The 26,494-nt window shown below is 65.5% G+C and carries 26 protein-coding genes; 15 read left to right on the forward strand and 11 right to left on the reverse strand.

Going from position 1 to position 26,494, the window contains the following annotated elements:
* The first annotated feature begins 13 nt into the window (after positions 1-13).
* The 5 genes from QQK63_RS07230 to grxD all read left to right on the forward strand — a co-directional run bounded on the left by QQK63_RS07230 (position 14) and on the right by grxD (position 4,546).
* On the forward strand, positions 14-928 hold the full coding sequence (locus tag QQK63_RS07230) for a LysR family transcriptional regulator (protein ID WP_277823079.1): 915 nt from the start codon (positions 14-16) through the stop codon (positions 926-928).
* A 225-nt stretch (positions 929-1,153) separates the two neighbouring features.
* Positions 1,154-1,630 carry a GNAT family N-acetyltransferase gene (locus QQK63_RS07235; RefSeq protein ID WP_277823081.1) on the forward strand — a complete coding sequence of 159 codons (477 nt, stop codon included), beginning with the start codon at positions 1,154-1,156 and terminating at the stop codon, positions 1,628-1,630.
* A gap of 79 nt (positions 1,631-1,709) precedes the next feature.
* Entirely contained in the window at positions 1,710-3,869 is a 2,160-nt protein-coding gene (gene purL / locus QQK63_RS07240; protein ID WP_277823084.1) for a phosphoribosylformylglycinamidine synthase subunit PurL, read from the forward strand.
* 66 nt (positions 3,870-3,935) lie between these two features.
* Positions 3,936-4,172 carry a BolA/IbaG family iron-sulfur metabolism protein gene (locus tag QQK63_RS07245; protein ID WP_277823086.1) on the forward strand — a complete coding sequence of 79 codons (237 nt, stop codon included), beginning with the start codon at positions 3,936-3,938 and terminating at the stop codon, positions 4,170-4,172.
* Between the two features lie 14 nt (positions 4,173-4,186).
* Positions 4,187-4,546: a Grx4 family monothiol glutaredoxin gene (grxD, locus tag QQK63_RS07250; protein WP_277823088.1), complete on the forward strand. Its 360-nt coding sequence runs from the start codon at positions 4,187-4,189 to the stop codon at positions 4,544-4,546.
* Between the two features lie 110 nt (positions 4,547-4,656).
* On the opposite strand, the gene der is transcribed toward grxD, so the two are convergent.
* From der to QQK63_RS07275, 5 genes are all read right to left on the reverse strand, one after another.
* The gene (der, locus tag QQK63_RS07255) at positions 4,657-6,129 is read right to left on the reverse strand and encodes a ribosome biogenesis GTPase Der (RefSeq protein ID WP_277823090.1); all 1,473 of its coding nucleotides are present in this window, start codon (positions 6,127-6,129) and stop codon (positions 4,657-4,659) included.
* A 54-nt stretch (positions 6,130-6,183) separates the two neighbouring features.
* Positions 6,184-6,630 carry a YaiI/YqxD family protein gene (locus QQK63_RS07260; RefSeq protein WP_277823092.1) on the reverse strand — a complete coding sequence of 149 codons (447 nt, stop codon included), beginning with the start codon at positions 6,628-6,630 and terminating at the stop codon, positions 6,184-6,186.
* A gap of 22 nt (positions 6,631-6,652) precedes the next feature.
* A complete protein-coding gene (locus tag QQK63_RS07265) occupies positions 6,653-7,690 on the reverse strand; it encodes an aldose epimerase family protein (RefSeq protein ID WP_277823094.1) in 1,038 nt (345 codons plus the stop codon).
* Complete coding sequence (locus QQK63_RS07270) at positions 7,687-8,448, reverse strand: HpcH/HpaI aldolase family protein (RefSeq protein WP_277823096.1); 762 nt, start codon at positions 8,446-8,448, stop codon at positions 7,687-7,689. Before QQK63_RS07270 ends, QQK63_RS07265 begins: the two co-directional genes overlap by 4 nt.
* 129 nt (positions 8,449-8,577) lie before the next feature.
* The gene (locus QQK63_RS07275) at positions 8,578-9,804 is read right to left on the reverse strand and encodes a urate hydroxylase PuuD (protein ID WP_277823098.1); all 1,227 of its coding nucleotides are present in this window, start codon (positions 9,802-9,804) and stop codon (positions 8,578-8,580) included.
* 311 nt (positions 9,805-10,115) lie between these two features.
* Here QQK63_RS07275 and QQK63_RS07280 point away from each other — a divergent pair, with 311 nt between their 5' ends.
* The 6 genes from QQK63_RS07280 (at position 10,116) to QQK63_RS07305 (ending at position 15,685) form a co-directional block, all read left to right on the forward strand.
* Positions 10,116-11,303: an ABC transporter substrate-binding protein gene (locus QQK63_RS07280; RefSeq protein ID WP_277823100.1), complete on the forward strand. Its 1,188-nt coding sequence runs from the start codon at positions 10,116-10,118 to the stop codon at positions 11,301-11,303.
* Positions 11,304-11,380: 77 nt separating this feature from the next.
* Positions 11,381-12,172, forward strand: a complete 792-nt coding sequence (locus tag QQK63_RS07285) for an ABC transporter ATP-binding protein (RefSeq protein ID WP_277823102.1) — start codon at positions 11,381-11,383, stop codon at positions 12,170-12,172.
* On the forward strand, positions 12,169-12,996 hold the full coding sequence (locus tag QQK63_RS07290; protein WP_277823104.1) for an ABC transporter ATP-binding protein: 828 nt from the start codon (positions 12,169-12,171) through the stop codon (positions 12,994-12,996). The genes QQK63_RS07285 and QQK63_RS07290 overlap by 4 nt, the downstream gene beginning before the upstream one ends.
* 5 nt (positions 12,997-13,001) lie before the next feature.
* The gene (locus tag QQK63_RS07295; RefSeq protein WP_277823106.1) at positions 13,002-13,364 is read left to right on the forward strand and encodes a hypothetical protein; all 363 of its coding nucleotides are present in this window, start codon (positions 13,002-13,004) and stop codon (positions 13,362-13,364) included.
* A complete protein-coding gene (locus tag QQK63_RS07300) occupies positions 13,365-14,378 on the forward strand; it encodes a branched-chain amino acid ABC transporter permease (RefSeq protein WP_277823108.1) in 1,014 nt (337 codons plus the stop codon).
* Complete coding sequence (locus tag QQK63_RS07305; protein ID WP_277823110.1) at positions 14,375-15,685, forward strand: branched-chain amino acid ABC transporter permease; 1,311 nt, start codon at positions 14,375-14,377, stop codon at positions 15,683-15,685. The genes QQK63_RS07300 and QQK63_RS07305 overlap by 4 nt, the downstream gene beginning before the upstream one ends.
* Before the next feature lie 260 nt (positions 15,686-15,945).
* Here QQK63_RS07305 and QQK63_RS07310 read toward each other — a convergent pair whose 3' ends face one another.
* The 5 genes from QQK63_RS07310 to QQK63_RS07330 all read right to left on the reverse strand — a co-directional run bounded on the left by QQK63_RS07310 (position 15,946) and on the right by QQK63_RS07330 (position 21,455).
* The gene (locus QQK63_RS07310) at positions 15,946-16,722 is read right to left on the reverse strand and encodes an enoyl-CoA hydratase-related protein (protein ID WP_277823112.1); all 777 of its coding nucleotides are present in this window, start codon (positions 16,720-16,722) and stop codon (positions 15,946-15,948) included.
* Between the two features lie 73 nt (positions 16,723-16,795).
* Positions 16,796-17,251, reverse strand: a complete 456-nt coding sequence (locus QQK63_RS07315) for a cytochrome c-type biogenesis protein (protein WP_277823114.1) — start codon at positions 17,249-17,251, stop codon at positions 16,796-16,798.
* Complete coding sequence (locus QQK63_RS07320) at positions 17,248-19,233, reverse strand: heme lyase CcmF/NrfE family subunit (protein WP_277823116.1); 1,986 nt, start codon at positions 19,231-19,233, stop codon at positions 17,248-17,250. The genes QQK63_RS07315 and QQK63_RS07320 overlap by 4 nt, the downstream gene beginning before the upstream one ends.
* Positions 19,234-19,398: 165 nt before the next feature.
* The gene (locus tag QQK63_RS07325; RefSeq protein ID WP_377135389.1) at positions 19,399-20,301 is read right to left on the reverse strand and encodes an aldo/keto reductase; all 903 of its coding nucleotides are present in this window, start codon (positions 20,299-20,301) and stop codon (positions 19,399-19,401) included.
* Positions 20,301-21,455: an LLM class flavin-dependent oxidoreductase gene (locus QQK63_RS07330; protein WP_277823118.1), complete on the reverse strand. Its 1,155-nt coding sequence runs from the start codon at positions 21,453-21,455 to the stop codon at positions 20,301-20,303. Before QQK63_RS07330 ends, QQK63_RS07325 begins: the two co-directional genes overlap by 1 nt.
* Before the next feature lie 105 nt (positions 21,456-21,560).
* On the opposite strand from QQK63_RS07330, the gene QQK63_RS07335 reads away from it, so the two are divergent.
* From QQK63_RS07335 to nagA, 4 genes are read left to right on the forward strand one after another with little or no spacing between them, the layout of a single operon-like run.
* A complete protein-coding gene (locus QQK63_RS07335; RefSeq protein ID WP_277823120.1) occupies positions 21,561-22,259 on the forward strand; it encodes a GntR family transcriptional regulator in 699 nt (232 codons plus the stop codon).
* 22 nt (positions 22,260-22,281) lie between these two features.
* Positions 22,282-23,367 (forward strand): Gfo/Idh/MocA family protein, encoded by a 1,086-nt coding sequence (locus QQK63_RS07340; RefSeq protein WP_277823122.1) that lies wholly within the window; start codon positions 22,282-22,284, stop codon positions 23,365-23,367.
* Between the two features lie 21 nt (positions 23,368-23,388).
* A complete protein-coding gene (locus tag QQK63_RS07345; RefSeq protein WP_277823124.1) occupies positions 23,389-24,231 on the forward strand; it encodes a glucosamine kinase nucleotide-binding domain-containing protein in 843 nt (280 codons plus the stop codon).
* Positions 24,228-25,361, forward strand: a complete 1,134-nt coding sequence (nagA, locus tag QQK63_RS07350; protein WP_277823126.1) for an N-acetylglucosamine-6-phosphate deacetylase — start codon at positions 24,228-24,230, stop codon at positions 25,359-25,361. The genes QQK63_RS07345 and nagA overlap by 4 nt, the downstream gene beginning before the upstream one ends.
* A 3-nt stretch (positions 25,362-25,364) precedes the next feature.
* Here the strand turns inward: nagA and QQK63_RS07355 are convergent, their stop codons facing one another.
* On the reverse strand, positions 25,365-26,456 hold the full coding sequence (locus QQK63_RS07355; RefSeq protein WP_277823128.1) for a zinc ABC transporter substrate-binding protein: 1,092 nt from the start codon (positions 26,454-26,456) through the stop codon (positions 25,365-25,367).
* Positions 26,457-26,494 lie beyond the last annotated feature (38 nt).

Here is a 26,494-nt window from a genome sequence, read left to right on the forward strand (position 1 = left end):
TTGGAGGTTGGCGATGGATTGGGACAAACTGCGGATTTTTCACGCGGTCGCCGATGCGGGCAGCCTGACCCATGCGGGCGACACGCTGCACCTGTCGCAATCCGCCGTCAGCCGCCAGATTCGCGCGCTCGAAGAAGGGTTGAACACCACCCTCTTCCACCGCCATGCGCGCGGCCTGATCCTGACCGAGCAGGGCGAACTGCTCTTTGACGCCACGCGCCACATGTCCAAACGCCTCGAGGCCGCCGCCGCGCGCATCCGCGACAGCGAAGAGGAAGTCTTCGGCGAATTGCGCGTCACCACGACGATCGGGTTCGGCTCGCTCTGGCTCGCGCCCCGCCTGCCCGCGCTTTACGAGAAATACCCCGACCTCAAGATCGACCTGATGCTCGAGGAACGCTTGCTCGATCTGCCCATGCGTGAGGCCGACGTTGCGATCCGCATGAAGGAACCCAGCCAGGCCGACCTGATCCGCCGCCGCCTGATGACGATCAACATGCGCCTTTACGCGACCCCCCGCTACCTCGAGGCCAACGGCACCCCCCAGACACTGGAGGATTTCGCGACCCACCGCCTCATCAGCCAGAACGCCACCTCGGCCCAGGTCAGCGCCGGCGCGATCCTCGTGCGCGAGTTGATGGCCCATACCATCGGCTCCCGCCTCACGGTGAACAACTACTTCGGCGTGCTTCAGGCCGTGATCCACGATCTGGGCATCGGCGTCTTGCCCGATTACCTGACGCAGGATTTCCCCGACCTCGTGCGCGTCCTTCCTGATGTGCAATCCGCCGAGGTGCCCGTCTTCCTCGCCTATCCCGAGGAACTGCGCCAATCCAAACGGGTCGAGGTGTTCCGCGATTTCGTCGCCGAGGAGGTCATCGCCTACCGCCGCCGCCAAAAGGAAAGCGATGCCGTTCCGCTGACCTGATCCCCCCGAAAGCCCGCAACCCACCTGCCCGTGTCTGTGTGTTATGCGCCACAGGCATATCTGCTTTGCGGCGCTGCGGCAGGTTTTGCCTTGAACGACTCTAAACTGCCGCATATTTCGGCATCAATGGAACACGGGTGAGAGATCACCGTTCCATTACCTCCCTGTTGGACTTCGGCCGAGATTCGTCTCGGCCTTTTTTTGGCAGATCGACAGGGTGGCGCGATGACTGTTTCCAACGTCGAAACAAATCCGGGCGATTTCAACGATTTCACGGCGCTCCACGCCTTATTGTCCACGGCTTTCGCCTATATGGCCGACCGGATCGACCCGCCTTCCTCCATGACGCGCCTCTCGCTCGCCGATCTCCGCGCCAAATCCACGACCGAGGATCTGTTCCTGATCCGCGAAAACGGCACCCCCATCGCCTGCCTGTTCGGCGCGGCCGCGCCCGATCACTACTATATCGGCAAGCTGGCCGTCGCCGCAGCGCAGCGCGGACAGGGCCACGCCCGCGCGCTGGTCGAGGCCGCGGCCCGTCATGCCCGCGCCCTGTCGCTGCCCGCCCTCGTGCTGCAAAGCCGGGTAGAACTGGTGGAAAACCACGCAGCCTTCGCCGCCATGGGCTTCGTCGTGACCGCGAAAACCGCCCATCCCGGCTACGACCGCCCCACCTCGCTCACCTTCCGGCGCGCGCTCTGATCGGGCCTGCGCGGCGGCGCTGCCCCTTCCCCCTGCTGCCCTCCTGCCGTAAAGAGCGGCCAAACGGGGGACACATGCCATGACCGAGCCAGCCATCACGCCCGATCTGATCGCCGCCCACGGGCTCAAACCCGATGAATACGAGCGCATCCTCGAGATCATCGGGCGCGAACCGACCTTCACGGAACTCGGCATCTTCTCGGCCATGTGGAACGAACATTGTTCCTACAAATCCTCCAAGAAATGGCTGCGCACCCTGCCGACCAAGGGCCCGCAGGTGATCTGCGGCCCGGGCGAAAACGCGGGCGTCGTCGATATCGGCGACGGTCAGGCGGTCGTCTTCAAGATGGAAAGCCACAACCACCCCTCCTACATCGAACCCTACCAGGGTGCGGCGACCGGCGTGGGCGGCATCTTGCGCGATGTCTTCACCATGGGCGCACGCCCCATCGCGGCGATGAACGCGCTGTCCTTTGGCGAAAAGGACCATCCCAAAACCCGCCAGCTCGTCCATGGCGTGGTCGAGGGCGTGGGCGGCTACGGCAATTGCTTCGGCGTTCCCAACGTGGGCGGCGAAGTGCGCTTTCACCGCGCCTATAACGGAAATTGCCTCGTGAACGCCTTCGCCGCCGGTCTCGCCGAGGCCGACAGCATCTTCTACTCGGCGGCCTCGGGCGTCGGAATGCCCGTGGTCTATCTGGGCGCGAAAACCGGCCGCGACGGCGTTGGTGGGGCCACCATGGCCAGCGCCGAATTCGACGACACGATCGAGGAAAAGCGCCCCACCGTGCAGGTCGGCGACCCCTTCACCGAAAAGCGCCTGTTGGAGGCCTGCCTCGAACTCATGGCCTCGGGTGCCGTCATCTCGATCCAGGACATGGGGGCCGCGGGCCTGACCTGTTCGGCCGTCGAAATGGGCGACAAGGGCAATCTCGGCATCAAGCTCACGCTCGACCATGTGCCGCAGCGCGAAACGAACATGACCGCCTACGAGATGATGCTGTCGGAAAGCCAGGAGCGGATGCTCATGGTCCTCAAGCCGTCGATGGAGGCCGAGGCCCGCGCCATTTTCCAGAAATGGGACCTCGATTTCGCCATCGTCGGCGAAACCATCCCCGAGGATCGCTTCCTCATCCTGCACGGCAACGAGGTGATGGCCGACCTGCCGCTGTCCAAACTCTCCTCCGAGGCCCCCGAATACGACCGCCCCTGGGTGCCGACAGAACCCGCCGCCGACATGGACCCCGTCCCCGAGGTCGATGCCATCGACGCGCTCAAGGCGCTGATTTCCTCGCCCAATTACTGCTCGCGCGCCTGGGTCTACGAACAATACGACCACATGGTCATGGCCGATACGATCCGCGCGCCGGGCCTTGGCGCGGGCGTTGTGCGCGTCCATGGCACGGAAAAGGCGCTGGCCTTCACCTCCGACGTGACGCCGCGCTACGTCAAGGCGAACCCCGTCGAGGGCGGCAAACAGGCCGTGGCCGAAGCCTATCGCAACCTCATTGCCGTCGGTGCGCGCCCGCTTGCCACCACCGACAACCTCAATTTCGGCAATCCCGAAAAGCCCGAGATCATGGGCCAGTTCGTGGGCGCCATCCAAGGTATCGGGCAGGCCTGCGCGGCGCTCGACATGCCCATCGTCTCGGGCAATGTCAGCCTTTACAACGAAACCGACGGTCAGGCGATCCTGCCCACCCCCACGATCGGGGCCGTCGGCCTCTTGTCCTCGCCCGAGGAGCTGATCGCGGGCGTGCCGCGCGATGGCCATGTGCTGATGGTTCTGGGCGAAACCCGGGGTCATCTGGGTCAATCCGCGCTTCTGGCCGAGGTCTTCAACCGCGAAGAGGGCGATGCGCCCCCGGTCGACCTCGCGGCCGAACGTACCGCGGGCGAATTCATCCTCGCCAACCGCCAGTGGATCACCGCCTGCACCGACCTCAGCGACGGCGGGCTGGCGCTGGCCGCCTTCGAAATGGCCGTTGCGGGCGATGTGGGCCTCACGCTCGAGCCCAGCGACAACGCCATGCTCTATGGCGAGGATCAGGGCCGCTACCTCATCGCCACGAATTTCGACAAGGCCGAGGCGCTGATGGTCGCGGCGGGTCAGGCGGGCGTGACGCTCTCCACCGTCGGCAAGGTCGGCGGCGACAAGATCCGCATCGGCGGGTCCGAGGCGTCCCTTGCCGATCTGTCGACCCTCTGGCGCACGGCCTTCGCCGCGCATTTCGCCTGAGCGCGCCGCTTGCGGCCCGCCCGCTTGAGGCATAGATTCCCCTCAAGGAACAGCCGAGGATAGAGAATGCCGATCACCGCCCGCGAAATCGAGGACATGCTCCGCGAAAGCTTTCCCAAGGCGCAGATCACCGTCGAAGGCGATGATGGCGCGCATTTCGCGGCGCAGGTCATCGACGAAAGCTTTCGCGGCCAGAACCGCGTCCAGCAACAGCGCGCGGTCTATGCCGCGCTGAAAGGCAAGATGGACGGCAGCCATGGTGAGCTGCATGCCCTTGCCCTGACCACCAAAGCCCCCGATTGAAAGGGAATTCCCCGATGAGCGCCGAAGACACCATCCGCAAGACCGTGACCGAGAACGACGTGGTCCTGTTCATGAAGGGCACGAAATCCATGCCCCAATGCGGCTTTTCCAGCCGCGTCGCGGGCGTTTTGAACTACATGGGCGTCAATTTCGCCGATGTGAACGTGCTGGCCGATGAAACCATCCGGCAGGGCATCAAGGAATATTCCGACTGGCCGACGATCCCCCAGCTCTACGTGAAGGGCGAATTCGTCGGTGGCTGCGATATCGTGACCGAGATGACGCTGTCGGGCGAGTTGGATACGCTCTTTGCGGAAAACGGCATCGCCTTCGACAAGGATGCCGCCGACAAGATCCGCGAAGCCAACGCCTGAATGATCTCGAGGGGGTTTCGCCCGCTTCGCGGTCGACCCATGCGAGGGGGCTTTGCCCCCTCGCGCTCCCCCAGGATATTTGAAAAACAGAGAAAGGGTTGAGCCTGAGCTCAGCCCTTCTTTTTCGTCGCCCCGCTGCGGACATGTTTCGACAGCCGCGAGGGGATGGATTTCTTGCGATCCTTGAACGGGTTCTGATCGGCCTGTGACCGCATCCAAAGCCGGATCGGCGTGCCGGGCATGTCGAAATCGTCCCGCAACCCGTTGACCAGATAGCGCGAATAGCTTTCGGGCAGCTTCTCGGGCAGCGAACACATCACCACGAAACCGGGCGGCCGTGTCTTGGCTTGCGTCATGTAGCGCAGGCGGATGCGCCGTCCCGAGGGGGCCGGCGGCGGATGCGCCTCGATCATGGCGCCGAGCCAACGGTTGAGCTGCGCGGTCGTCACACGGCGGTTCCAGACCTCGTGCGCCTTCAAGATCGCGGCCTGCAACCGGTCCAATCCCCGGCCCGTCTTGGCCGAAACCGTCACCAACGGCGCGCCGCGCAGCTGCGGCAGGTGCAGTTCGAACATTTCCTTGAGCGCGCGCAGCTTGTCCTGCTTCTCGTCCTCAAGGTCCCATTTGTTGACCGCGACGACCACGGCGCGGCCCTCGCGCTCGGCCAGATCGGCGATGCGCAGATCCTGCGTCTCGAACGGGATGGCCGCATCGAGCAGCACCACCACCACCTCGGCGAACTTGATCGCGCGCAAGCCATCGGCGACCGACAGCTTTTCCAGCTTTTCCGAGATCTTGGCCTTCTTGCGCATCCCCGCCGTGTCGAAGATCCGCATCGGCGTTCCGTCCCAGGTGAAGGGCACGGCGATGGCATCGCGGGTGATCCCGGCCTCGGGGCCGGTCAACAGCCTGTCTTGCCCGATGATGCGGTTGATCAGCGTGGACTTGCCCGCGTTGGGCCGCCCCACGATGGCAATCTGCAAGGGACGTGAGGGGGTTATGCGGCGTTCTTCATCCACCCCGTCCCCATCGGCATCGATGTCCACATCGGTTTCGGCCTCCTCGATCTCGGCCAGTTTTTCCTCGGCCGCCTCGATCATCGGTGCCAGCGCCACAGCCAGTTCGCCCATCCCCTCGCCATGTTCGGCCGAGAGCGCGATGGGCTCGCCCAGACCCAAGGCAAAAGCTTCCAGAACCCCCGCCTCGCCCTGCCGCCCCTCGGCCTTGTTCACGCCAAGGATCACGGGCCGCCCGGACCGGCGCAGGATTTCGGCAAAGAGCTGGTCATTGGGCGTGATGCCCGCGCGCGCGTCGATCAGGAACAGGCTTGCATCCGCCATCTCGACCGCGCGTTCGGTCAGCCGTCGCATCCGTCCCTGCAAACTGTCGTCGGTCGCATCCTCAAGCCCCGCCGTGTCCAGCACGGTAAAGCGCAGATCGCCCAACCGCGCCGCCCCCTCGCGCAGGTCGCGGGTGACGCCCGGCTGGTCGTCGACCAGCGCAAGCTTCTTGCCCACCAGCCGGTTGAACAGCGTGGATTTGCCGACATTGGGGCGGCCGACGATGGCGAGGGTAAAGCTCATGGGATCAATTCCGGGATGGCGAAGGCGCGCAGATACCGCATGGACCCGGTTCCATCAAGCCCCGAGCGTGCGCAGCGCCCGGTCGAGCGCCTGAAGAAAGGCGCTGCGGTCGGTCTTGGAAAAGGGGCGCGGCCCGCCAAGGGTCTGTCCCTCCAGCCCGCCACGCAGATCGGCCAAGAGATCGCGGGTCGCCAACTTGCCGCCGATATTGGCCGAAGTCAGCGCTTCGCCCCGATGCGTCATCACCTGCGCGCCCGCCTTGATCGCGCGATCGGCCAGCGGCAGGTCGGCGGTGATGACGAGCATTCCCGGCCCTGCCGCCTCCGCGATCAGGTCGTCGGCGGCGTCAAAGGCATCGCCCGCCATGGTCATGGAAATCAGCGGATGATCGGGATGGCGCAGGTATTGGCCCGCGAAGAGCCGCACAGGAACCTTGTGGCGAAAGGCGACGGTATAGATCTCCTCCTTCACCGGACAGGCATCGGCATCGACGAGAATCATATCTGCCCCTCCAGTCCGAGGATCATGGAAAGAATCCCCCGTCGAAAGCCACCGACATGCGCGCCCCGCCCGCTTCGGTCAGGGTCAGCGCATCGCCTGCCACCGCGACCTGCGCCACCTCCACCCAGTCCTTGGGGCGGGGCAACGCGACCATGGCGTGGCGGATCACCTGCACGCCTCCAAGGGGCAGCGCCGTGGTCACACCCATCGCGGCAAAGGGATTGTCCGACAAGGAGGCTGCGAACCCCAGCCCCCCCGCCGCACAGCCATCTTCGATCCCCAGAACACCCCTGTGCCGGTCGTTCCACGGCGAAAACTCCCGCCCGCCGTTCGACACCCAAAGCATCGTCACCGGCATCACCCGTGCATCCTTCACCACGACCAGCATGTCGTCCTCGGCCTCGCGCATCAGGACGGTCCAACCGATCCGCGCGCCCTCCGCCTCCACCAGCGTGCAGAAATCCTCGACCATCTCATGCTCGGGATAGTGCCGCAGGTCCCACTCGCCGCCGCCCACCCGCGCCAGCGTAAGCCCCGGCACGCTCTGCCCCAGCGCCCAGAGGTTCCGCCCCTCCCGCTGCGCCACCGGGTCGGTCAGGACCGCGCGCTTGGGCGAAAAGGACAGCCGCCCCCCCGCCGCCATCCGCGCCATCGGGTGATGGGCGAAATTGACCGCGCCCTGCCCGCCCGTCACAACATGGCGTTGGTAGAGCACTGGTCCATCGATCCGCAGATGCTTGTCCACCACCGCGCCCTGCACCGGCACAGACAGCCGCAGATGGGCATGGGCCGCACCCGTCTCAACCACCTCCCATGGCGCATTTGCGGTCGCCCCGTGGATCGGTCCGCCCGTCACATCGTCGCGCCCGAATGGCATGCAAAGGAAATCGCCCGCCAGCCGCTTGTTCACCAGCGGGATGGCCGGATCGCCCTGCACCTCTGCCTCCTCCCGCCACGGCGCAGCGTGGAGGATCTCGCGCCCCTCCACCCGCCAGAACGGGATATTCCCGACGATGTCGTCAATCCCAAGGCTCGCCCCGTCACCCTCCAGCGTGATCACGTCTCGCTCCGCGCAAGGGCCCCCAAGGTCGCCGTCATCAACGCCGCATCCGCCCCGAGGCTGAGGAAGGTGACACCCGCCGCCACCATCTCGGCATTGCGGGTCGCGGGCGCAAAGATCCCCGCAGCCTTGCCTGCCGCACGGATCACGCCGATCCCGCGCTTGATCTCCTCCCAGAATTCGGGCGCGGTCGGGTTGTCGCGATAGCCCAGATCGGCGGCCAGATCGGCGGGGCCGAAAAGCACGCAATCAACGCCCTCAACGGCGGCGATCTCGGCCAGATTGTCCAAGGCCTCCCGCGTTTCCGCCTGCACGATCACGCAGATCTCGGCATTGGCGCTCGAGGCATAGCCGGCCACCGCGCCATAGCCGCTCGCCCGCATCGTGTAGCCGCCATCGCCCCGGATGCCCTCAGGCGGATAAAGACAGGCGCGCACGGCGGCCCGCGCCTCCTCGGCGGTGTTGACCATGGGCACCATCACCGTCTGCGCGCCCACATCCAGCACCTGTTTCAGAATCCACTCTTCGTTGCCCGGGACCCGCACCACGGCAGGCGTCCCGGTGTTTTCCAGCGTGATGATCTGTCGCCGGATCATCGCCGGGTCAAAGGGCGCGTGTTCCCCGTCGACAAGGCACCAGTCGAACCCGGCCCGCCCCGCGATCTCGGTCACGGGTTCGGACCCCAGCGCCAGCCACAGCCCGCGCAACAGCCGTCCCTCGGCCATCGCCTGTTTCAACACGTTCTTCGGTGCCGGCATCGTGTCCTCCCCTGCCCGATTTGTTCCAAAGCGCGTCGCGTCGCTGCGCAGTCACGCGCCGCGCTTTGATCTTCTGATTCCGCATGTTCTGGATGCGCAAAACCGGTTCCCACTTTTGCGCAACATGCCCTAAAGCGCCCCGCCCACGGCCTCACGGTACCAACGGCGGATCAACGCCCGGTCCTCCTCGGTCAGAAAGGCGAAATTGCCGGGCGGCATCGCATGGCTTGCGCCCGCCTGCAGGTAGATCGCCTGCGCCTGCCGCGCGATCAGATCGTCACGGTCCAGCACGACACCGCCCGGTGCCGCAGCCAGCCCCGCCATCATCACCTCGGAGGCATGGCACGACGCGCAATTGCCATAGACCAGATCCGCCACCGCCGGGAATTCCGCATGGGCCGCGAACCGCTCCAGCCCCGGTGACAGACGCGCCTCGGCCTGCGCGTCATCCCCCGACAACGGCAGAGCCGACAGCCAGACGATCACCGCGAAAATCAGCGCCGTCGCCCCCCATGTCCACCAGAGCATCCCCTTGCGCGCATGCATCGTGTTGAAGAAATGCCGGATCGTCACCCCCATCAGGAACACCAGCGCCGCGATCAGCCAGTTCCATTCGCTCGCAAAGGCCAGCGGGTAATGGTTCGACAGCATCAGGAAGATGACCGGCAGCGTCAGGTAATTGTTGTGGGTCGAGCGCAGCTTGGCGATCTTGCCATACTTGGGATCGGGCGTGCGCCCCGCCTTCAGGTCCGCCACCACGATCTTCTGGTTGGGAATGATGATCATCGCCACATTGGCCGTCATGATCGTCGCGGTCAGCGCGCCCAGATGCAGCAGCGCCGCCCGCCCCGAAAAGACCTGCGTATAGCCCCAGGCCAGCACCACGAGGATGGCGAACAACAGCACCATCAACAGCGTCGGATTCTCGCCCAGCTTGGACTTGCAGAGCAGATCATAGGCGACCCAGCCCACCACCAGCGACGCGGCCGATATCGCCACCGCCTGCCAGACCGACAGCTCCATCACACGCCAGTCGATCAGGTACATCTCTGCCCCGACCCAATAGAGCAGCGCGAGCAGCGCCACCCCCGACAGCCACGTGGCGTAGCTTTCCCATTTGAACCACGTCAGATGCTCGGGTATCGCGGCAGGTGCCACCATGTATTTCTGGATATGGTAGAATCCCCCGCCATGGACCTGCCATTCCTCGCCATCGGCAGGGCCTTGGATGTTGCGGTTCAACCCCAGATCCAGCGCGATGAAATAGAAACTCGACCCGATCCACGCGATGGCGGTGATCACATGCAGCCAGCGCACGGCAAACTCGGCCCAATGCAACAGGATCGTGGCGTCCATCTGTCCCCTCGCGGTCCCACCTCGTGACGCGCCCGCGATCCCCGCGCGGCGCAGGCGTGACCATCCGATGAAACCCCGCCCGAAGGCAAGGCCGCACCCGCAGCGCCGTCAGCCCCCGATCAGGCCAAAACCCGTGCAGGACATTCGCCCGAAACGGCGCGTCTCGCAGGCCATCGTCCCGCCAGACCCCGGGCTCAGCAGGACAAGCCGCGATTGAGGCCGTGCCACGCGGATTGCTCTTTTCTTCGGCTTTGCCTGCCGCTACCGTGCCACGCCATAAGACAGAAACTGTCCAACCTGGGAGACCATCAATGAAAAAAATCCTTCTGGCCTCTGCGGCCTCTCTGGCGCTGACCGGCGCGGCGCAGGCGCAGGAAAGCATCTCGCTCGGCGTGATCCTCGGCTTCACCGGCCCGCTCGAATCGCTGGCACCGGGCATGGCCATGGGCGCCGAGATGGCGATGGCCGAAGTTTCGGCTTCGGGCATGCTGCTGGGCGGCACGACCGTGACCCCGGTCCGCGGCGACTCGACCTGCATCGACGCTTCCGCCGCAACCGCCGCTGCCGAACGCCTCATCACCTCTGATGGTGTCGCGGGCATCGTCGGGGCGGATTGCTCGGGCGTGACCACCGCCATCATGACCAACGTGGCCGTTCCGAACGGCATGGTCATGATCTCGCCCTCCGCCACCTCGCCCGCGCTCTCGACCGCCGAGGACAATGGCCTGTTCTTCCGCACCGCACCCTCCGACGCGCGTCAGGGCGTGGTGATGGCCGAAATCATCCTCGGGCGCGGCATCGACACCGTCGCCGTGACCTACACCAACAACGACTACGGCCTCGGCCTCGCCGACAGCTTCCAGGCGGCCTTCACCGAACTGGGCGGCACCGTGACCCTCGTTGCCGCGCATGAAGACGGCCGCGCCGATTACTCGGCCGAAGTGGGCGCACTGGCCTCCGCCGGTGGCGATGCGCTCGTCGTTGCGGGCTATGTCGACCAGGGCGGCTCGGGCATCATCCAGGCGGCGCTCGACTCGGGCGCCTTCGAAACCTTCGTTTTCCCCGACGGCATGGTCAGCCAGACGCTCGTGGACAACTTCGGCTCCGACATCGACGGCTCGTTTGGCCAGAACCCCGGCACCGACAGCGAAGGCGCGGCCCTCTACCAGGCCATGGCATCGGCTGCAGGCTATGACGGCACCTCGCCCTTCTCCGCCGAAGCCTATGACGCCGCGGCCCTGATCCTGCTCGCCATGCAGGCGTCGGGCTCCACCGTGCCCTCCGAATACGCGGGCAGCGTGATGGATGTGGCCAACGCCCCGGGCGAGCCGATCCTGCCCGGCGAACTGGCACGCGGTCTGGAACTCCTCGCCGCAGGTCAGGACATCGACTATGTCGGCGCCTCGGCTGTGGAACTCATCGGTGGCGGCGAAAGCGCCGGCAACTACCGCGAGATCGAGATCCAGGGCGGCGCCCTGACCGTGGTCGGCTTCCGCTGATCGCCGAGCACCATCACTGACAGGCAGACAGCCCGGTCCCGAACCGGGCTGTTTCGCACCCAAGGGGGCCATGCCGCATGATCACCGTTCACGACCTGCACAAGCATTTCGGCGGTTTCCACGCCGTCGACGGCGCAAGCCTCACGATCGAGACGGGTTCGATCACCGCGCTGATCGGCCCCAATGGCGCGGGCAAGACCACGCTCTTCAACGTCATCGCGGGCGTTCTGCCCCCCACCTCGGGCCGCGTGGTGATGGATGGCGAAGACATCACCGGCCTGCCGCCCCATGTCCTTTTCTCCAAGGGCCTCCTGCGCACCTTCCAGATCGCGCATGAATTCCATTCCATGACCTGCCGCGAGAACCTGATGATGGTTCCCGCCGGTCAATCGGGCGAAACGCTCTGGAACACCTGGTTCGGCCGCAAACGCATCGCGGACGAGGAACGCGCCCTGCGCGCCAAGGCCGACGAGGTTCTCGAATTCCTGACCATCGAACATCTCGCCGACCACCCTGCGGGCATGGTCTCGGGCGGTCAGAAAAAACTGCTCGAGCTTGGCCGCACCATGATGGTCGACGCCAAGATCGTCTTTCTGGACGAGGTCGGCGCGGGCGTGAACCGCACGCTCCTGAACACGATCGGCGACGCGATCATCCGCCTCAACAAGGAACGCGGCTACACGTTTTGCGTCATCGAACATGACATGGATTTCATCGGCCGCCTCTGCGACCCCGTCATCGTCATGGCCGAGGGCAAGGTCCTCGCCCAGGGCACCATCGACGAGATCAAGGCCGACGAAGCCGTGATCGAGGCCTATCTGGGTACCGGCCTCAAGAACAAGGACCAGCTGGAAGAGGCCGGCGCATGAGCGACACTTCCAACCCCTACCAGAACGATCGCGGCAACAAGGATTGGTCGATCGCCAAGCAAGGCGGCGGCACCCTGACCGCGACCCCCGGCACCAAGCACGCGATGAACACGAGCCAGGCCTTCCTGATCGGCGACACGATGACCGGCGGCTACGGCACCGGCCCCGACATCCTGCACGCCTGCACCATCGCCGTGAACCCCGGCGAAATCGCCGTGATCGTCGGCCCCAACGGCGCGGGCAAATCCACCGCGATGAAGGCCGTCTTCGGCATGCTCAACGTCCGCGAAGGCTCCGTTCGCCTCGACGGCGAGGATATCACCGACCTCTCGCCCCAGGCCCGCGTCGCCAAGGGGATGGGCTTCGTGCCCCAGACCAACAACATCTTCGCCTCCATGACGGTCGAAGAAAACCTTGAGATGGGCGCCTTCATCCGCCGTGACGACATCCGCACGACGATGGAACAGGTCTACGAGCTTTTCCCAATCCTCAAGGACAAGCGCTACCAACCGGCAGGCGAGCTTTCGGGCGGCCAGCGCCAACAGGTCGCCGTGGGCCGCGCGCTGATGACCCAGCCCAAGGTGCTGATGCTCGATGAACCCACCGCCGGCGTCTCCCCGATCGTGATGGACGAATTGTTCGACCGCATCATCGAGGTCAGCCGCACCGGCATCCCGATCCTCATGGTCGAACAAAACGCGCGCCAAGCGCTCGAGATCGCCGATCGCGGCTATGTGCTGGTGCAGGGCCGCAATGCCCATACCGGCACCGGCAAGGAACTGCTGGCCGACGAACAGGTCCGCCGCAGCTTCCTGGGCGGCTGACGCGCATGCGCTGCCTTGCCGCCCTCCTCTGCCTCGCCGCGACGCCCGCCCTCGCCGAACCCTGGGCCTGCAGCTTCACCGTCGAATGCGACGTGGCCCAAGGCTGCGAAACAGCGGGCTTTCAGGCACAGGTGATCGCCGCCGATCATGCGGGCGACCTGTTCTTGCGCACGGCCATGGGCGCGACCCCCGTCGCCCGCCTGACCCCCGCGGCCGCCCTGCCCGCCACCTATGCGGGCACGGGGCACCCCGGCACCGCCGAGCTTCTGACGATCGAGGTGGACCGCACCGCGATCCTGACCTTGCACATGTTCGACGGCTCCGCCGCCGCCATCACCTATTTCGGAACCTGCGAGGAGATGACCTGAATGGACATCCTCAACGCCATCGTGACGTTGCTCAACTTCGTCATCATCCCGGCCACGGCCTATGGCGCACAACTCGCGCTCGGCGCGCTGGGTGTGACGCTGATCTACGGCATCTTGCGCTTTTCCAACTTCGCCCATGGCGACACCATGGCCTTCGGCACGATGGTGGTGATCCTCTGCACCTGGGGCCTTCAAGGCATGGGGATGGACGGGATCGGCCCGCTGCCCACCGCGCTTCTCGCGCTGCCCGTCGGCATCGCTGTGACGGGCCTCCTCGTCGTCGGCACCGACCGCGCCGTTTACCGCTTCTACCGCGCGAAAAAGGCCAAGCCGGTGATCTATGTCATCGCCTCGCTGGGCGTCATGTTCATCATGAACGGCATCGTGCGCTTCATCATCGGCGTCGATGACCAGCGGTTCGCGGATGGCGAACGCTTCATCATCTCGGCCCGCACCTTCCGCGACATGACCGGGCTCGAGGAAGGTCTGGCCTTCCGCACCTCGCAGGGCATCACCATCGTCGTCGCCGTTATCGCCGTGGCGCTTCTGTTCTGGTTCCTGAACCGCACCCGCACCGGCAAATCCATGCGCGCCTTTTCCGACAACGAGGATCTGGCGCTCCTGTCCGGCATCAACCCCGAGCGTGTGGTGATGATCACCTGGCTGATCGTGGCGGCACTGGCCACCACAGCGGGCACGCTCTACGGCCTCGACAAATCGTTCAAAGCCTTCACCTATTTCCAGCTTCTCCTGCCGATCTTCGCCGCCGCCATCGTGGGGGGCTTGGGCAACCCGGTCGGCGCGATCTTGGGCGGCTTTCTCATCGCCTTTTCCGAGGTCGGCGTGACCTATGCTTTCCGCAAGGTCGTGGAATATCTCGCACCCGGCGACTGGCAGCCCGAAGGCCTGCTGCAGCTTCTGTCGACCGATTACAAATTCGCGGTCAGCTTCGCGATCCTGCTCATCGTCCTCCTGTTCCGGCCCACCGGCATCATGAAGGGGAAATCGGTATGACCCGCAGCCTCGACACCCGCGCCATCCTGCTCTTCGTCCTCGTCGGCCTCCTCTTCGTCGGCACGGGCTTCTTGCAATCGTGGAACACCACGCTCTCGATCTTCAACATGGCGCTCGTCAGCGCGATCATGGCCTTGGGCGTGAACATGCAATGGGGCTATGCGGGCCTGTTCAACGTGGGCGTGATGGGCTTCGTGGCCTTGGGCGGCCTCGCCGCCGTCCTCGTCTCCATGGACCCGGTGGACGAGGCATGGGCGGCGGGCGGCATCCAGATCCTGCTCGGCCTCGTTCTCGGCGCCGCGACCATCGTTCTGGCGATCCTCGCCTATTCCCGCATGGCCGCGGGGCTGATGCGCACGCTCGCGATGCTGGTCATCCTGATCGGCGGCTTCTTCCTCTTCCGCGCCGTTTTCGATCCCGCCGTGGCACGGGTCGAGGCGGTCAACCCCGCCGCCACCGGCTATCTCGGTGGCCTCGGCCTGCCCGTGATCCTCGCTTGGCCCATGGGCGGCGTGCTCGCCGCAGGGGCCGCTTGGCTCATCGGCAAGACCGCCCTTGGCCTGCGCTCGGATTACCTCGCCATCGCGACGCTCGGCATCGCGGAAATCATCATCGCCGTGATGAAGAACGAGGATTGGCTCGCGCGCGGCGTCAAGAACGTGACCACCATTCCCCGACCCGTCCCCTACGAGGTGAACCTCCAGCAAACGCCGTGGTTCATCGAGCTTGCCGACCGGATCGGGGCCGATGTCATCACCTTCTCCTCGATCTTCGTCAAACTCTGCTACGCCTCGCTCTTCATCGTGGTGCTGCTCGCGCTGATCTGGCTTTCCGAAAAGGCGTGGAATTCGCCTTGGGGCCGGATGATGCGCGCGATCCGCGACAACGAGGTTTCGGCCTCGGCCATGGGCAAGGATGTGAAAGCGCGCCACCTTCAGGTCTTCGTGCTGGGATCTGCCGTCATCGGCATGGCGGGCGCGATGATGACCACGCTCGACAGCCAGCTCGTTCCCGGCACCTACCAACCCCTGCGCTTCACCTTCCTTGTCTGGGTGATGGTGATCGTCGGCGGTTCGGGCAACAACTGGGGCGCGGTTCTGGGCGGCTTCCTGATCTGGTGGCTCTGGATCCAGGTCGAACCGCTCGGCGCGCTCCTGATGCAGGGCATCACGGCGGGGATGGATGCCGACAGCTGGCTCCGCGGTCACCTCATGGAGTCGGTCGCCCATATGCGGCTTCTGACGATGGGCATCATCTTGCTCCTCGTCCTGCGCTTCAGCCCGCGCGGCCTCATCCCCGAGCGCTGAACCACATGAAAAAAAGGTAAAGGCCCCAACCCGGCCTTTACCCTTCCTCAACCCTCCAAGGCCGCGCCTGCGCAATTAACCCTTCGACAAGCTTCGCCGCGCGATCTTAACCTCCCGGCAAGAAACGCCCCGCGCCGTTAACCCCGCATCAAGGTTAACGCCCTGCCCTTCTCTGTTTCAAAAATATCCCGGGGGAGGCGCGCAAAGCGCGCCGGGGGCAGAGCCCCCTATTCAAAAATCGCCAGAGCCCCGAACCGGCCCTACCGCCCCTCGAACCGCGCCGGCCGCTTCTCGATGAAGGCCAGAACGCCTTCCTTGAAATCCCGCGTGCGCCCGCAGTCGCCCTGCAATTGCCCTTCCAGAAGCAATTGTTCTTCAAGGGAATTCCCGGCGCTCGCCTGCATCACCTTCTTGATCTTGCGATAGGCTTCGGTCGGCCCCGTGGCCAGATGCTCGGCCCGCGCCAACCAGGTCGCGTCGAACTCCGCCTCGGGAACCGCCTCCCAGATCATGCCCCATTGTGCTGCTTGCGCCGCGCTGATCCGCTCCGCGAACAACGCAGCGCCCATCGCCCGCTGCAGCCCGATCATGCGCGGCAAAACCCATGTTCCGCCTGCATCCGGGATCAGCCCGATCCGCGTAAAAGCTTGAATGAAATAGGCATTTTCCGCGGCAATCACGATATCGCAGACCAGCGCAAGGTTCGCCCCCGCCCCCGCCGCCGTGCCATTGACGGCCGCGATCACCGGCACCGGACAGTCCACGATCGCCATCAGCATCGGGATGTATTCATCCCGCAACGTCCGCTCGAGGTTCATGTCGGAAACAGCCGCCTTGTCGCCCAGATCCTGTCCCGAACAAAACGCGCGCCCCGTCCCGGTCAGCACCACGACCCGCGCGGTTTTCCCTGCATCTTCAAGGGCATGGGTGATTTCGGCGCGCATCTGCGCATTCAGCGCATTCATTACCTCGGGCCGGTTGAGCGTGATCACCGCCATCCCGTCGCGGTCCACCCGCGTGATCGTCTGGTACTCCATCCGCCGCTCCCTGCTTGCGTCGCAGCAGACTAGACGCGCGACCCTCTCCGGAAAAGCGCAAACGCGGCGTCACTTACTCGCGCAAGAGGTCTTTCAACCGCGCTTCTTCCTCGACGCTCAACGCCGCTTCGGTCGGTGCAGCGCTTTGCGCGCGGCGCCGGACATAGACGAGCGACAGCCCCCCGCCCAACAGCAACAGCACCGCAGGCGCCAGCCACAGGACAATGTTCGAGCCCGTAAGCGTCGGACGCAAAAGGACATATTCGCCATAGCGGTCGACGATGAACGACACCACCTCCGCGTCACTGTCCCCCGCCACCAGCCGTTCGCGCACCAAAAGCCGCAGGTCGCGGGCCAGCGTGGCGTTGGATTCGTCGATCGATTCATTCCGGCAGACAAGGCAGCGCAGCCCGGCCGAGATATCGCGCGCCCGTTCCTCCATCACCGGATCGGGCAGCACTTCGTCGGGCTGCACGGCCAGCGCCGGACTGGCCAGCGCCAGCATCACGCCAAGCAAAAGCGCCCTCATTCCGCGGGCACCCCGTCCATCGCCGCCCGTGCCTTGGTGGCACCCGCAGCAAACCGGTAGCGACGGTCGCTCAGGCTCAGGAAGCCACCAAGCGCCATGATGATGGTGCCGCCCCAGATCCAATTGGCAAAGGGCTTCAGCCAGACCCGCACGGCCCAACCGCCACTGGCCTGCGGCTCGCCCAAGGTCACGTAGACATCGCGCGTGAACCCGTTGTCGATGCCGGCTTCCGTCGTCGGCATACCAGCCACCGGGTAGATCCGCCGCTCTGGATGCAAAAGCGCGATCTGGGTGCCATCGGCCTCACGCACCGCGACATGACCCATGGTCGAGATGTAGTTCGGTCCCTGGACGTTCTGTTCGACCGACAAAAGCTCGATCTGGTAGGGCCCGACCTGATAGGGCGTTCCGGGTTGGGCGACGCGGATATCCTCGGTCTGGTAACCGGTCAGGGCGACGACGCCGAACATGGTGATGCCCACGCCCGCATGGGCAACGGATTTGCCCCAATCGGCCCTCGGCAGGCGCCACAGGCGCCCAAACCGCCCGGCAAGATCGCCGCGCCCGGTGCGCGACCACAGGTCGACGACCGCGCCCGCCATCAGCCAGACCGCCAGCGCGATCCCGATGGGCGAAAGTGCCGAACTCCCGGTGAAGACCGCGTAGGCCAAAAGCCCGATGGCCACCGCAAGCACCATCGCGGGCACCAGCGCAGTCACGACGCGCCCAAGTCCCGCGCGTTTCCACGGCAACATCGCACCGATGGGAAGGGCGACGGCAAGGCCGAACATGAAGGGCGTGAAGGCCGCGTTGAAGAAGGGCGGGCCGACCGACAGGGTCCGATCCCAGATCATTTCCGCGATGAGCGGCCAGATCGTGCCGATGAAAACCACGAAGGTGGAGACCGCCAGCAGCAGGTTGTTCACCACCAGCCCGCTTTCGCGGCTGACGGTGGAAAAGACCCCCTTTGCTTCCATCGTACCGGCACGGAAGGCGAACAACAGAAGCGCGCCACCCATGAAGAACGCGAGGATCATCAAGATGAAAACGCCCCGTTCCGGGTCATTGGCGAAGGCGTGCACGCTTGTGAGCACACCCGAGCGCACGATGAAGGTCCCGATGAGCGAGAAGCCAAAGGCGAGGATGGCCAGAAGGATCGTCCAGCTTTTCAACGCTTCGCGCTTTTCGACCACGATGGCCGAGTGCAGAAGAGCCGCCGCGATCAACCACGGCATGAGCGAGGCGTTCTCGACCGGATCCCAGAACCAGAACCCGCCCCAACCAAGCTCGTAATAGGCCCACCACGAGCCGAGCCCGATGCCGATGGTCAGAAAAACCCAAGCCGCCAGCGTCCACGGCCGAACCCAGCGGCCCCATGCGGCATCGACCCGCCCCTCGATCAGGGCGGCGACGGCAAAAGAGAAGGCCATCGAAAGCCCGACATAGCCGAGGTAGAGGAAGGGCGGGTGGAAGGCGAGGCCCGGGTCTTGCAGCAGCGGGTTCAGATCCTGCCCGTCGAAGGGTGGAATTTCCAACCGGATGAACGGGTTGGAGGTAAAAAGGATAAAGGCGAAAAAGGCCGCCGCGACCGAGGATTGGACCGCCAGAACCCGCGCCTTCAGCGTCGGTGGCAGGTTGGCCCCGAACCATGATGCGCAGGCCCCGAACAGCGTCAGGATCAACACCCAAAGCAGCAGCGACCCTTCGTGGTTCCCCCAGACGCCCGAAATCTTGTAGAGCATCGGCTTGTCGGTATGCGAATTCGCGGTCACGAGATTGAGCGAGAAATCCGAGGTGACGAACGCATAGGTAAGCGCGGCAAAGCTGAAGGCCGTCAGCAGGAATTGAGTGGTCGCGGCGGGGTCCGCCACGGCCATCCACGCGGCATTGCCACGCTGCGCGCCGACCAGCGGCACGATCATCTGGAAGATCGACACCATGAAGGCGAGGATCAGGGCGAAATGTCCGAGTTCTACGATCATGCCGGAAGCTTAGGCCTATCACACCGCCCCGCCAATAGCATGCGACACCGCTTCACATCAGATTGACCGTGTCAAAGGCGCGCGCCCCATGCCCGACCGCGCCGGGTGTCGGCCGGGGAATTCTGTATTTGAGGGAAGATGAAGCAGGGAGCCGCCAAGGGAGGCCTACGCGACCTCACGCCCCAAGGCGGCGGTGTAAATCTCGAACCATGTCTGGCGGTCGAGCGTGACCCGCGCGGCATCGCCCAGCGTCGCGATGCGCGCAAGGCTGTTGGTGCCCATCACAGGAAGGATGCGAGCCGGATGCCGCAACAGCCAGGCCACCGCCACGGCATCGGCGGCCACGCCCTGGTCCTGCCCGATGCGGTCGAGCACGGCCTTAACGGCGCTGCCCTCCGCCCCGAACAGCCGCCCGCCCGCGAGCGGCGACCAAGCCATGATCGGCACGGATTTCTCCTGCATCCACGCCACCTCACCATCGGTGAACGGTGTGTGGTGCAGCACGCTCAATTCGATCTGGTTGGTGGCAAGCGGCGTTTCCATCGCCGATTGCAGCAGGCTCCAGTCATGGCGTTTGAAATTCGAAACGCCCACCGCCCGCACCTTGCCCGCCGCGACAAGCGTGTCGAGGGCGCGGCCCGTTTCCTCTTGATCCATCAGCGGATCGGGCCGGTGGATCAGCAGAAGGTCGATCGTGTCGATCCCCATGGCGGTCAAGGAATGTTCGACCGAAGCCGTGATATGGCGCGCGGAGGTGTCGTAGTATTTCACCCGCGCCTCGGCATAGCGGCCGACAGGCGCGATGATGTCGCATTTGGTCACGATCTCGATGCGGTCGCGCAGGCCCGGTGCCGCGCGCAAGGCATCGCCCAGGATCGCCTCGGCGGTGTAGCCGCCATAGATATCGGCCTGGTCCATCGTGGTGATGCCCTGCGCCAGACAGGCCTCGATCTTGGCCTCGACATGGGCGGGCGAGGTGTCGGCGTCATCGCCAAGGCGCCACATGCCATAGACGATGCGCGACAGGTCCAGCGGGCCGACCTTGATCCGTTCCACGTGAGAGGTCATCAGCGTCTTTCTCCTGTTCCCAAGGGCGTCGCGGGCGCATGGGCCGGAACCCGGCCATAGGCATGGGGCAGAGAGCAGGTCTTCAGCTCCGGCATCACCAGCCGCCCGAAATGGTCGCATTCGTCCATATGCGGATAGCCCGAGAAGATGAAGGCCCGGATGCCCATCTTGCGGTAGGCCTCGATTTCCGAGAGCACCTGGTCGGCGGACCCCACCAGCGCCGCGCCGCAGCCCGAGCGCGCGCGCCCGATCCCGGTCCACAGATGCCGTTCGACATAGCCGAATTTATCCGCAAGCTCCCGCGCCTTGGCTTGGTGGCTCACGCCCAGCGATCCACTGTCCAACGCCCTGTCGCGGATCAGCTTACCCAGCTCGTCATCGAGCTTCGAGACGAGATGTTCGGCATAGTCCCGCGCCTCGGTCTCGGTGTCGCGCACGATCATGTGGACGCGCAGACCGTAATCGAGCGTGCGCCCATAGCGTTCGGCCACAGCGTTCACGGCGCGCATGCGGTCGGCGATCTGGTCCTTGGGTTCGGGCCACATCAGGTATACGTCGCAATGCTGCCCGCAGAGTTCCAGCGCATCGGGTGAATAGCCCCCGAAATAGAGGAGCGGGCCGCCGATCTGGTAGGGGCGCGCGGGATCGGTCGTCAAACCTTTGAACTGGTAGACCTGCCCCTCGTAATCGATCGTGTCGCGCGTCCAGGCCTGTTTGAGGATTTCCACCACTTCGCGCGAGCGCTGGTAGCGGTAGGCGCTGTCGGCCACCTCGCCCGGGAAATCGGAAGAGATGATATTCACCGTCAGCCGCCCGTCCAGCATGTGATCGAGCGTGGCAATGGTGCGCGCCAGCATGATCGGCTGCATCTCGCCGCAGCGCACGGCGGCAAGGAAATTGATCCTGTCGGTGATCGGCGCGCAGCCCGCGACGAAGCTCAGCGTATCTTGCCCCACTTGGTAGGAGGACGGGCAGAGGATGTTGCGAAAGCCGTTCGCCTCGGCGCGTTTCACGATCCCCGAACAATGCGCCCAGCTTGACCGCAGTTTGCCGTCGGGTACGCCGAGATATGCGTAATCATCCGAACAGAGTGCGGCGAACCAGCTGACCTCGGCGGCATCGAGATCGGCAGATGTGACGGGGACGATACTCATGAACAAGGCCCTCCCAAGCCTTTGGTCTGAACACCTTTGATCTGGACAAGGGTTAGCGCTCGCGGCATCGTATATCAATGGTAGATCAATATAGGTCGTGACCGGATGCGCGGCGCGCTGCCCACCTATCTGCGGATCGCCGAGCGGCTGACCCGCGACATCGTGGCGGGCCGTCTGCGGCCCGGCGACCGGCTGCCGCCCGAACGCAGCATGGCGGCCCATCTGGGCGTGACGGTCACGACGCTGCGCAAGGCGCTGGCGATCCTGACCGAGCGCGGACTGCTGGGCCGCCGCCAAGGATCGGGCAACACGATCCTCGCAGGGGATACCAGCCGGGGGGTCTATGCGCTGTTCCGGCTGGAACGGCCCGAGGGCGGAGGGCTGCCCACGGCCGAACTGCTGTCGCTGGTGCGTCGCGACAAACCGGCCGATCTTCCCTATCTGGGCAGTGCCGTGCCGCAGGCCTGGAACATCCGCCGCCTGCGCTTTCTCGACAATGTGCCGGTCGCGATCGAGGATATTTGGCTCGATGGACGCTTCTCGGGAAAGCTGACGCCCGACACGATCTCGGAATCGCTTTACCGCAGTTACAGCGAGCTTCTGGGCCTGACCATCGCGCGAGCCGAAGATCGGCTGGGCGCGGGGCCGCTGCCCGATTGGGCGGGCGACAGGCTGGGCGCGCCGCCGGGCAGCGTGATGGCCCTTGCCCGCCGCCGCGCTTTCGACGCAGATGGGCGACCAGCCGAGGTCTCCAGCACATGGTTCGACCCCGACCGCGCGGCCTATGTCGCCCGGCTTCCGTGATGCGACGAAAAGAGAGACACGCATGACACGCTACGGCATCATCGGTTCCGGCATGATGGGGCAGGAGCATATCCGCAACATCGCGCTTTTGCCCGGCGCCACGGTCACGGGCTTTGTCGAACCCGATGACAAGATGGCGGCTGCGACATTGGCGCTGATGCCGCAAGCGGTGCGCTGCCCCGATATCGCGGCGCTGCTCGCACGCGACGATCTGGATGCGCTGGTCATAGCCTCGCCCAACCACATGCATGTCTGCCAATTGCAGGACATCGCGCGCCACCGCCCCCTGCCCGTGCTGGTGGAAAAACCGCTCTACACCGATGAGGCGCAATTGCCGGCGTTGGACCGGATCGCCCGCGACTACCCCGCGCCGATCTGGGTCGCGATGGAATACCGCTACATGCCGCCCGTGCAGGTCCTGCGCGACATGGCCGAAGGGGCGACGGGCGGGATCAAGATGCTGACCATCCGCGAGCACCGCTTTCCCTTTCTCGAAAAGGTCGGGGACTGGAACCGGTTCAACCGCAACACCGGCGGCACCCTGGTCGAGAAATGCTGCCATTTCTTCGACTTGATGCGCCTGATCCTTGCCGATGACCCGATCCGCGTCATGGCCAGCGCAGGACAGGCGGTGAACCATCTGGACGAACGCTATGGCGGCGAAACGCCCGATATCTGGGATCATGGCTATGTCATCGTGGAGTTCGCCCGCGGCGCCCGCGCCATGCTGGAATTGTGCATGTTCGCCGAAGGCTCCCGCTATCAGGAAGAGATTTCGGCCACAGGTCCCAAGGGCAAGATCGAGGCGCTGGTGCCCGGCCCGACCCGGTTCTGGAACGCCGATCTTGGCCCCGCGCCCGTGCCGCGCGTCATCGTCAGCCCGCGCAACCCTACGGGCCCGGTGGACCATGCCGTGCCGGTCGATCCGCGGCTTCTGGCGGCGGGGGATCACAACGGCTCCACCTTCTACCAGCATGAACGCTTCCGCGAAGTCATCCATGGCCGCGCCCGCCCCGAGGTGACGCTGGCCGATGGTGCGGCCGCCGTCCGCATGGGCCGCGCGGCGCAGGAAAGCGCGCGAAGCGGCAAGGCGGTTTCCCTGGCCTGACGGGCACCATAGGCTGGCACCATGGCAGATCGTATCGACATCGGGATCGACGGGGGCGGCACGGGATGCCGGGTGGCGCTGTCCGTGGCAGGTGGCCCGATCGTCGAGACGCGCGGCGGCCCGGCCAATATCGTGACCGACCCGGCGGCGGCCGAGGCCGCGATCCGCCTCGCCCTGACCGAGGCGCTGGCCGCGCGTGACCTCGGGTTCGAGGCGCTGCCGCAAGCGCGCATCTGCGCGGGCCTTGCGGGCGGGCGTCTGCCCGGTGCAGCCGATGCCTTTGCCACCCGCCTGCCCTATCTGGCCTATGTGGTCGATGACAGCGTCACGGCACTCGAAGGCGCACTCGAAGGTGCGGACGGAACGCTGGCAAGCCTTGGCACCGGGAGTTTCTTCATCCGCAAAGCGGGCGGCGTGACCCGGCACATCGGCGGCTGGGGCTTCAGGCTGGGTGACGAAGGGTCCGCCGCATGGGCCGGGCGCAAGGCTTTGTCTTTGGCATTGCGAGTCGCCGATGGCCGCCTGCCCCCCGATCCGCTGGCCGAGGCGCTGATCGACGCCTGCCCGCCGCATCCGGTGCTTTGGGCGGCGACCGCCTCACCGGGCGATTTCGCGCAACTCGTGCGGATCGTGATGGCCCATCCCGAAAGCGCCATGGCAGCCCGCATTCACGCGGCTATCCTTAAAGAGCTGACCGAAGGCTTGACCGATCTGGGTCACCAACCGAACGCGCCCTTGGTCCTGACCGGAGGCTTGGGTGAGATGCTGGCCCCACACCTGCCCGAGGCTCTGACATCCGGGTTGAGGCCTGCACTTGGCCGCCCGCTCGACGGTGCGTTGCGGCTGGCGCGAGGACTGCCGTGACACTGTGGACCGGGCTAGACATTCTCGACGGTGAGGGCCTTCGCCACGACATGGCGCTGGGCATGGCGGAGGGTCGCGTCACCGAACTGCGCCCGCGCGCGGGGGGCGAGACAGGCACGGATCTCTCGCAAGACGGGGAACGGGCGCTGGTTTGTCCCGGTCTCATCGACCTTCAGGTCAATGGCGGCGCGGGGTTGATGCTGGGCGACTGCCGGACCGCTGCCGATGTATCGCGCCTCGCGGCGGCCCATCGCGCGGGTGGCGCGCTTGCCATCCTGCCCACGCTGATCTCGGACAGCGCGGCCGAAACCGCCCGTATCCTCGACCTCCTGACAGAGGCTGCGGCGCAAGATCCCGCCATCCTCGGCCTCCATCTCGAAGGGCCGCATCTCGCGATCGCGGGCGCGCATGATCCGCGCCACCTGCGCCCGCTGACCAAGACCGATCTGTCGCTCTACACCCAAGCGGCAGGCCGCTTGCCGCATCTCCTGATCACGCTGGCCCCGGAGCAAGCGACGCCCAGCCAGATCGCCGCGCTGGCCGAAGCGGGCGTGATCGTATCGCTCGGCCATTCCGGCGCGGGCTACGCCATGGCAGAGGCGGCCTACAAAGCAGGCGCGCGGATGGCGACGCATCTTTTCAACGCGATGTCGGGATTGCACCACCGCGAACCCGGCATGGTCGGCGCGGCCTTTGATCACGCGCCGTGGATCGGACTGATCGCGGATGGCGTCCATGTGCATGACGCAGGCTTGCGGCTGGCCCATCGCGCTGCGGGCACACGCCTGATCCTTGTCTCCGACGCCATGGCCGTTGCGGGAACCGGGGACGCGGGTTTCACCCTGTCCGGGCGGCAGATCACGCGAGCGGGCGGGCGGCTCACTCTGGCCGACGGGACGCTGGCCGGGGCGGATATCACCCTGATCGGCGCCGCGCGGCATATGGCACAGGCCACCGGCGTGGCGCTGACCGATATCCTGCCGCTTGCCTTCGACACGCCGCACCGCCTGCTGACGGGACGGTCCAACCGGATCGCCCCCGGCACCGAGGCCCATCTCTTGTGCCTGCGGGGCGAGGCGCTTTCGGTGGCGGGGCCCGATGGCTGGACCCAGCTGTCGTTGCCGGGCTGAGCGCTACAGGCAGCCTGCCAGAGCCTCGGCCATGGCGCGCATCATGGCGGGGTAAAGCTCCGCCCCGGGCGCAAGCGCGCTGCCCAGCGGGTCGATGACCGCCGTTTGGGCCGCCGTGCCCTCCATCACCACGGCGACGATACCGGGGTTGAATTGCGGCTCCGACAGGACGCAGGCGATGCCCTCTTCGGCGACCCGCGCCTGGATCTCGGCGATCCGCGCGGGGCTTGGGTCGCTCGCATCCGAAAGCGAAATCGCCCCCGAGGCCGGAAAGCCGAATTCCGCCTCGAAATACTGGTAGGCATCGTGGAAGACCACAAAGCGCCCGCCGCGCACGGGGTCGAGGATCGCCGCGATCTCGGTCACGAGGGCGTCGATCTCGGCCTTCCCGGCGGCGGCATTTGCGAAATAGGCCCCCGCATTTGCCGGATCGGCGGACGACAGCCGCGCCGCGATCAGGTCGAGCCAGAGCGCGGCATTGGCAGGCGATAGCCAGACATGGGGATCACTGGCCCCATGGACATGGTCATGCCCATGATCATCGTGGCCATGAGCATCGTGCGCGTGCTCGTCGTGGCCGTGGTCGTCGTGCGCGTGCTCGTCATGCCCGTGGTCGTCATGCGCGTGGCCGTCATGCCCGTGGTCGTCATGAGCGTGGTCGTCGTGACCATGGTCCTCATGCCCGTGCTCTTCCCCACCATGGTCATGCGCTTCGAACAGGGCACCCTCGCGGAACGGCAACAAAGCAGTCCCCTCCGCCTCCATCAGCGTCAGGACGGCGGCATCACCCGACAGCGTGGCGACCGCATCCTCCATCCACGGCGTCAGATCGGGCCCGACCCAGACCACGATATCCGCCTCCTGCAGCAAGGCCGCCTCTGACGGGCGAAGGTTGTATTCATGGGGCGACCCGCCGGGCTGGATGATCAGTCCGGGTTCCCCGACACCCGCCATCACCCGCGCGACGAGCGAATGAACCGGCGCGACATCGACGGCGACGCGGGGCACCTCGGCCATGGCGGTCCCTGCCATCAGGCCGAACAACAACGGGAACGGAAAGAGCTTTAACGGGAACGGAAAGAGCTTTCTGGACATCGGCGAAGCCTCGTGATTTTATAACGTCACATTGCCAC

Source organism: Roseicyclus marinus, assembly GCF_030163795.1.
Classification (GTDB): domain Bacteria; phylum Pseudomonadota; class Alphaproteobacteria; order Rhodobacterales; family Rhodobacteraceae; genus Roseicyclus; species Roseicyclus marinus.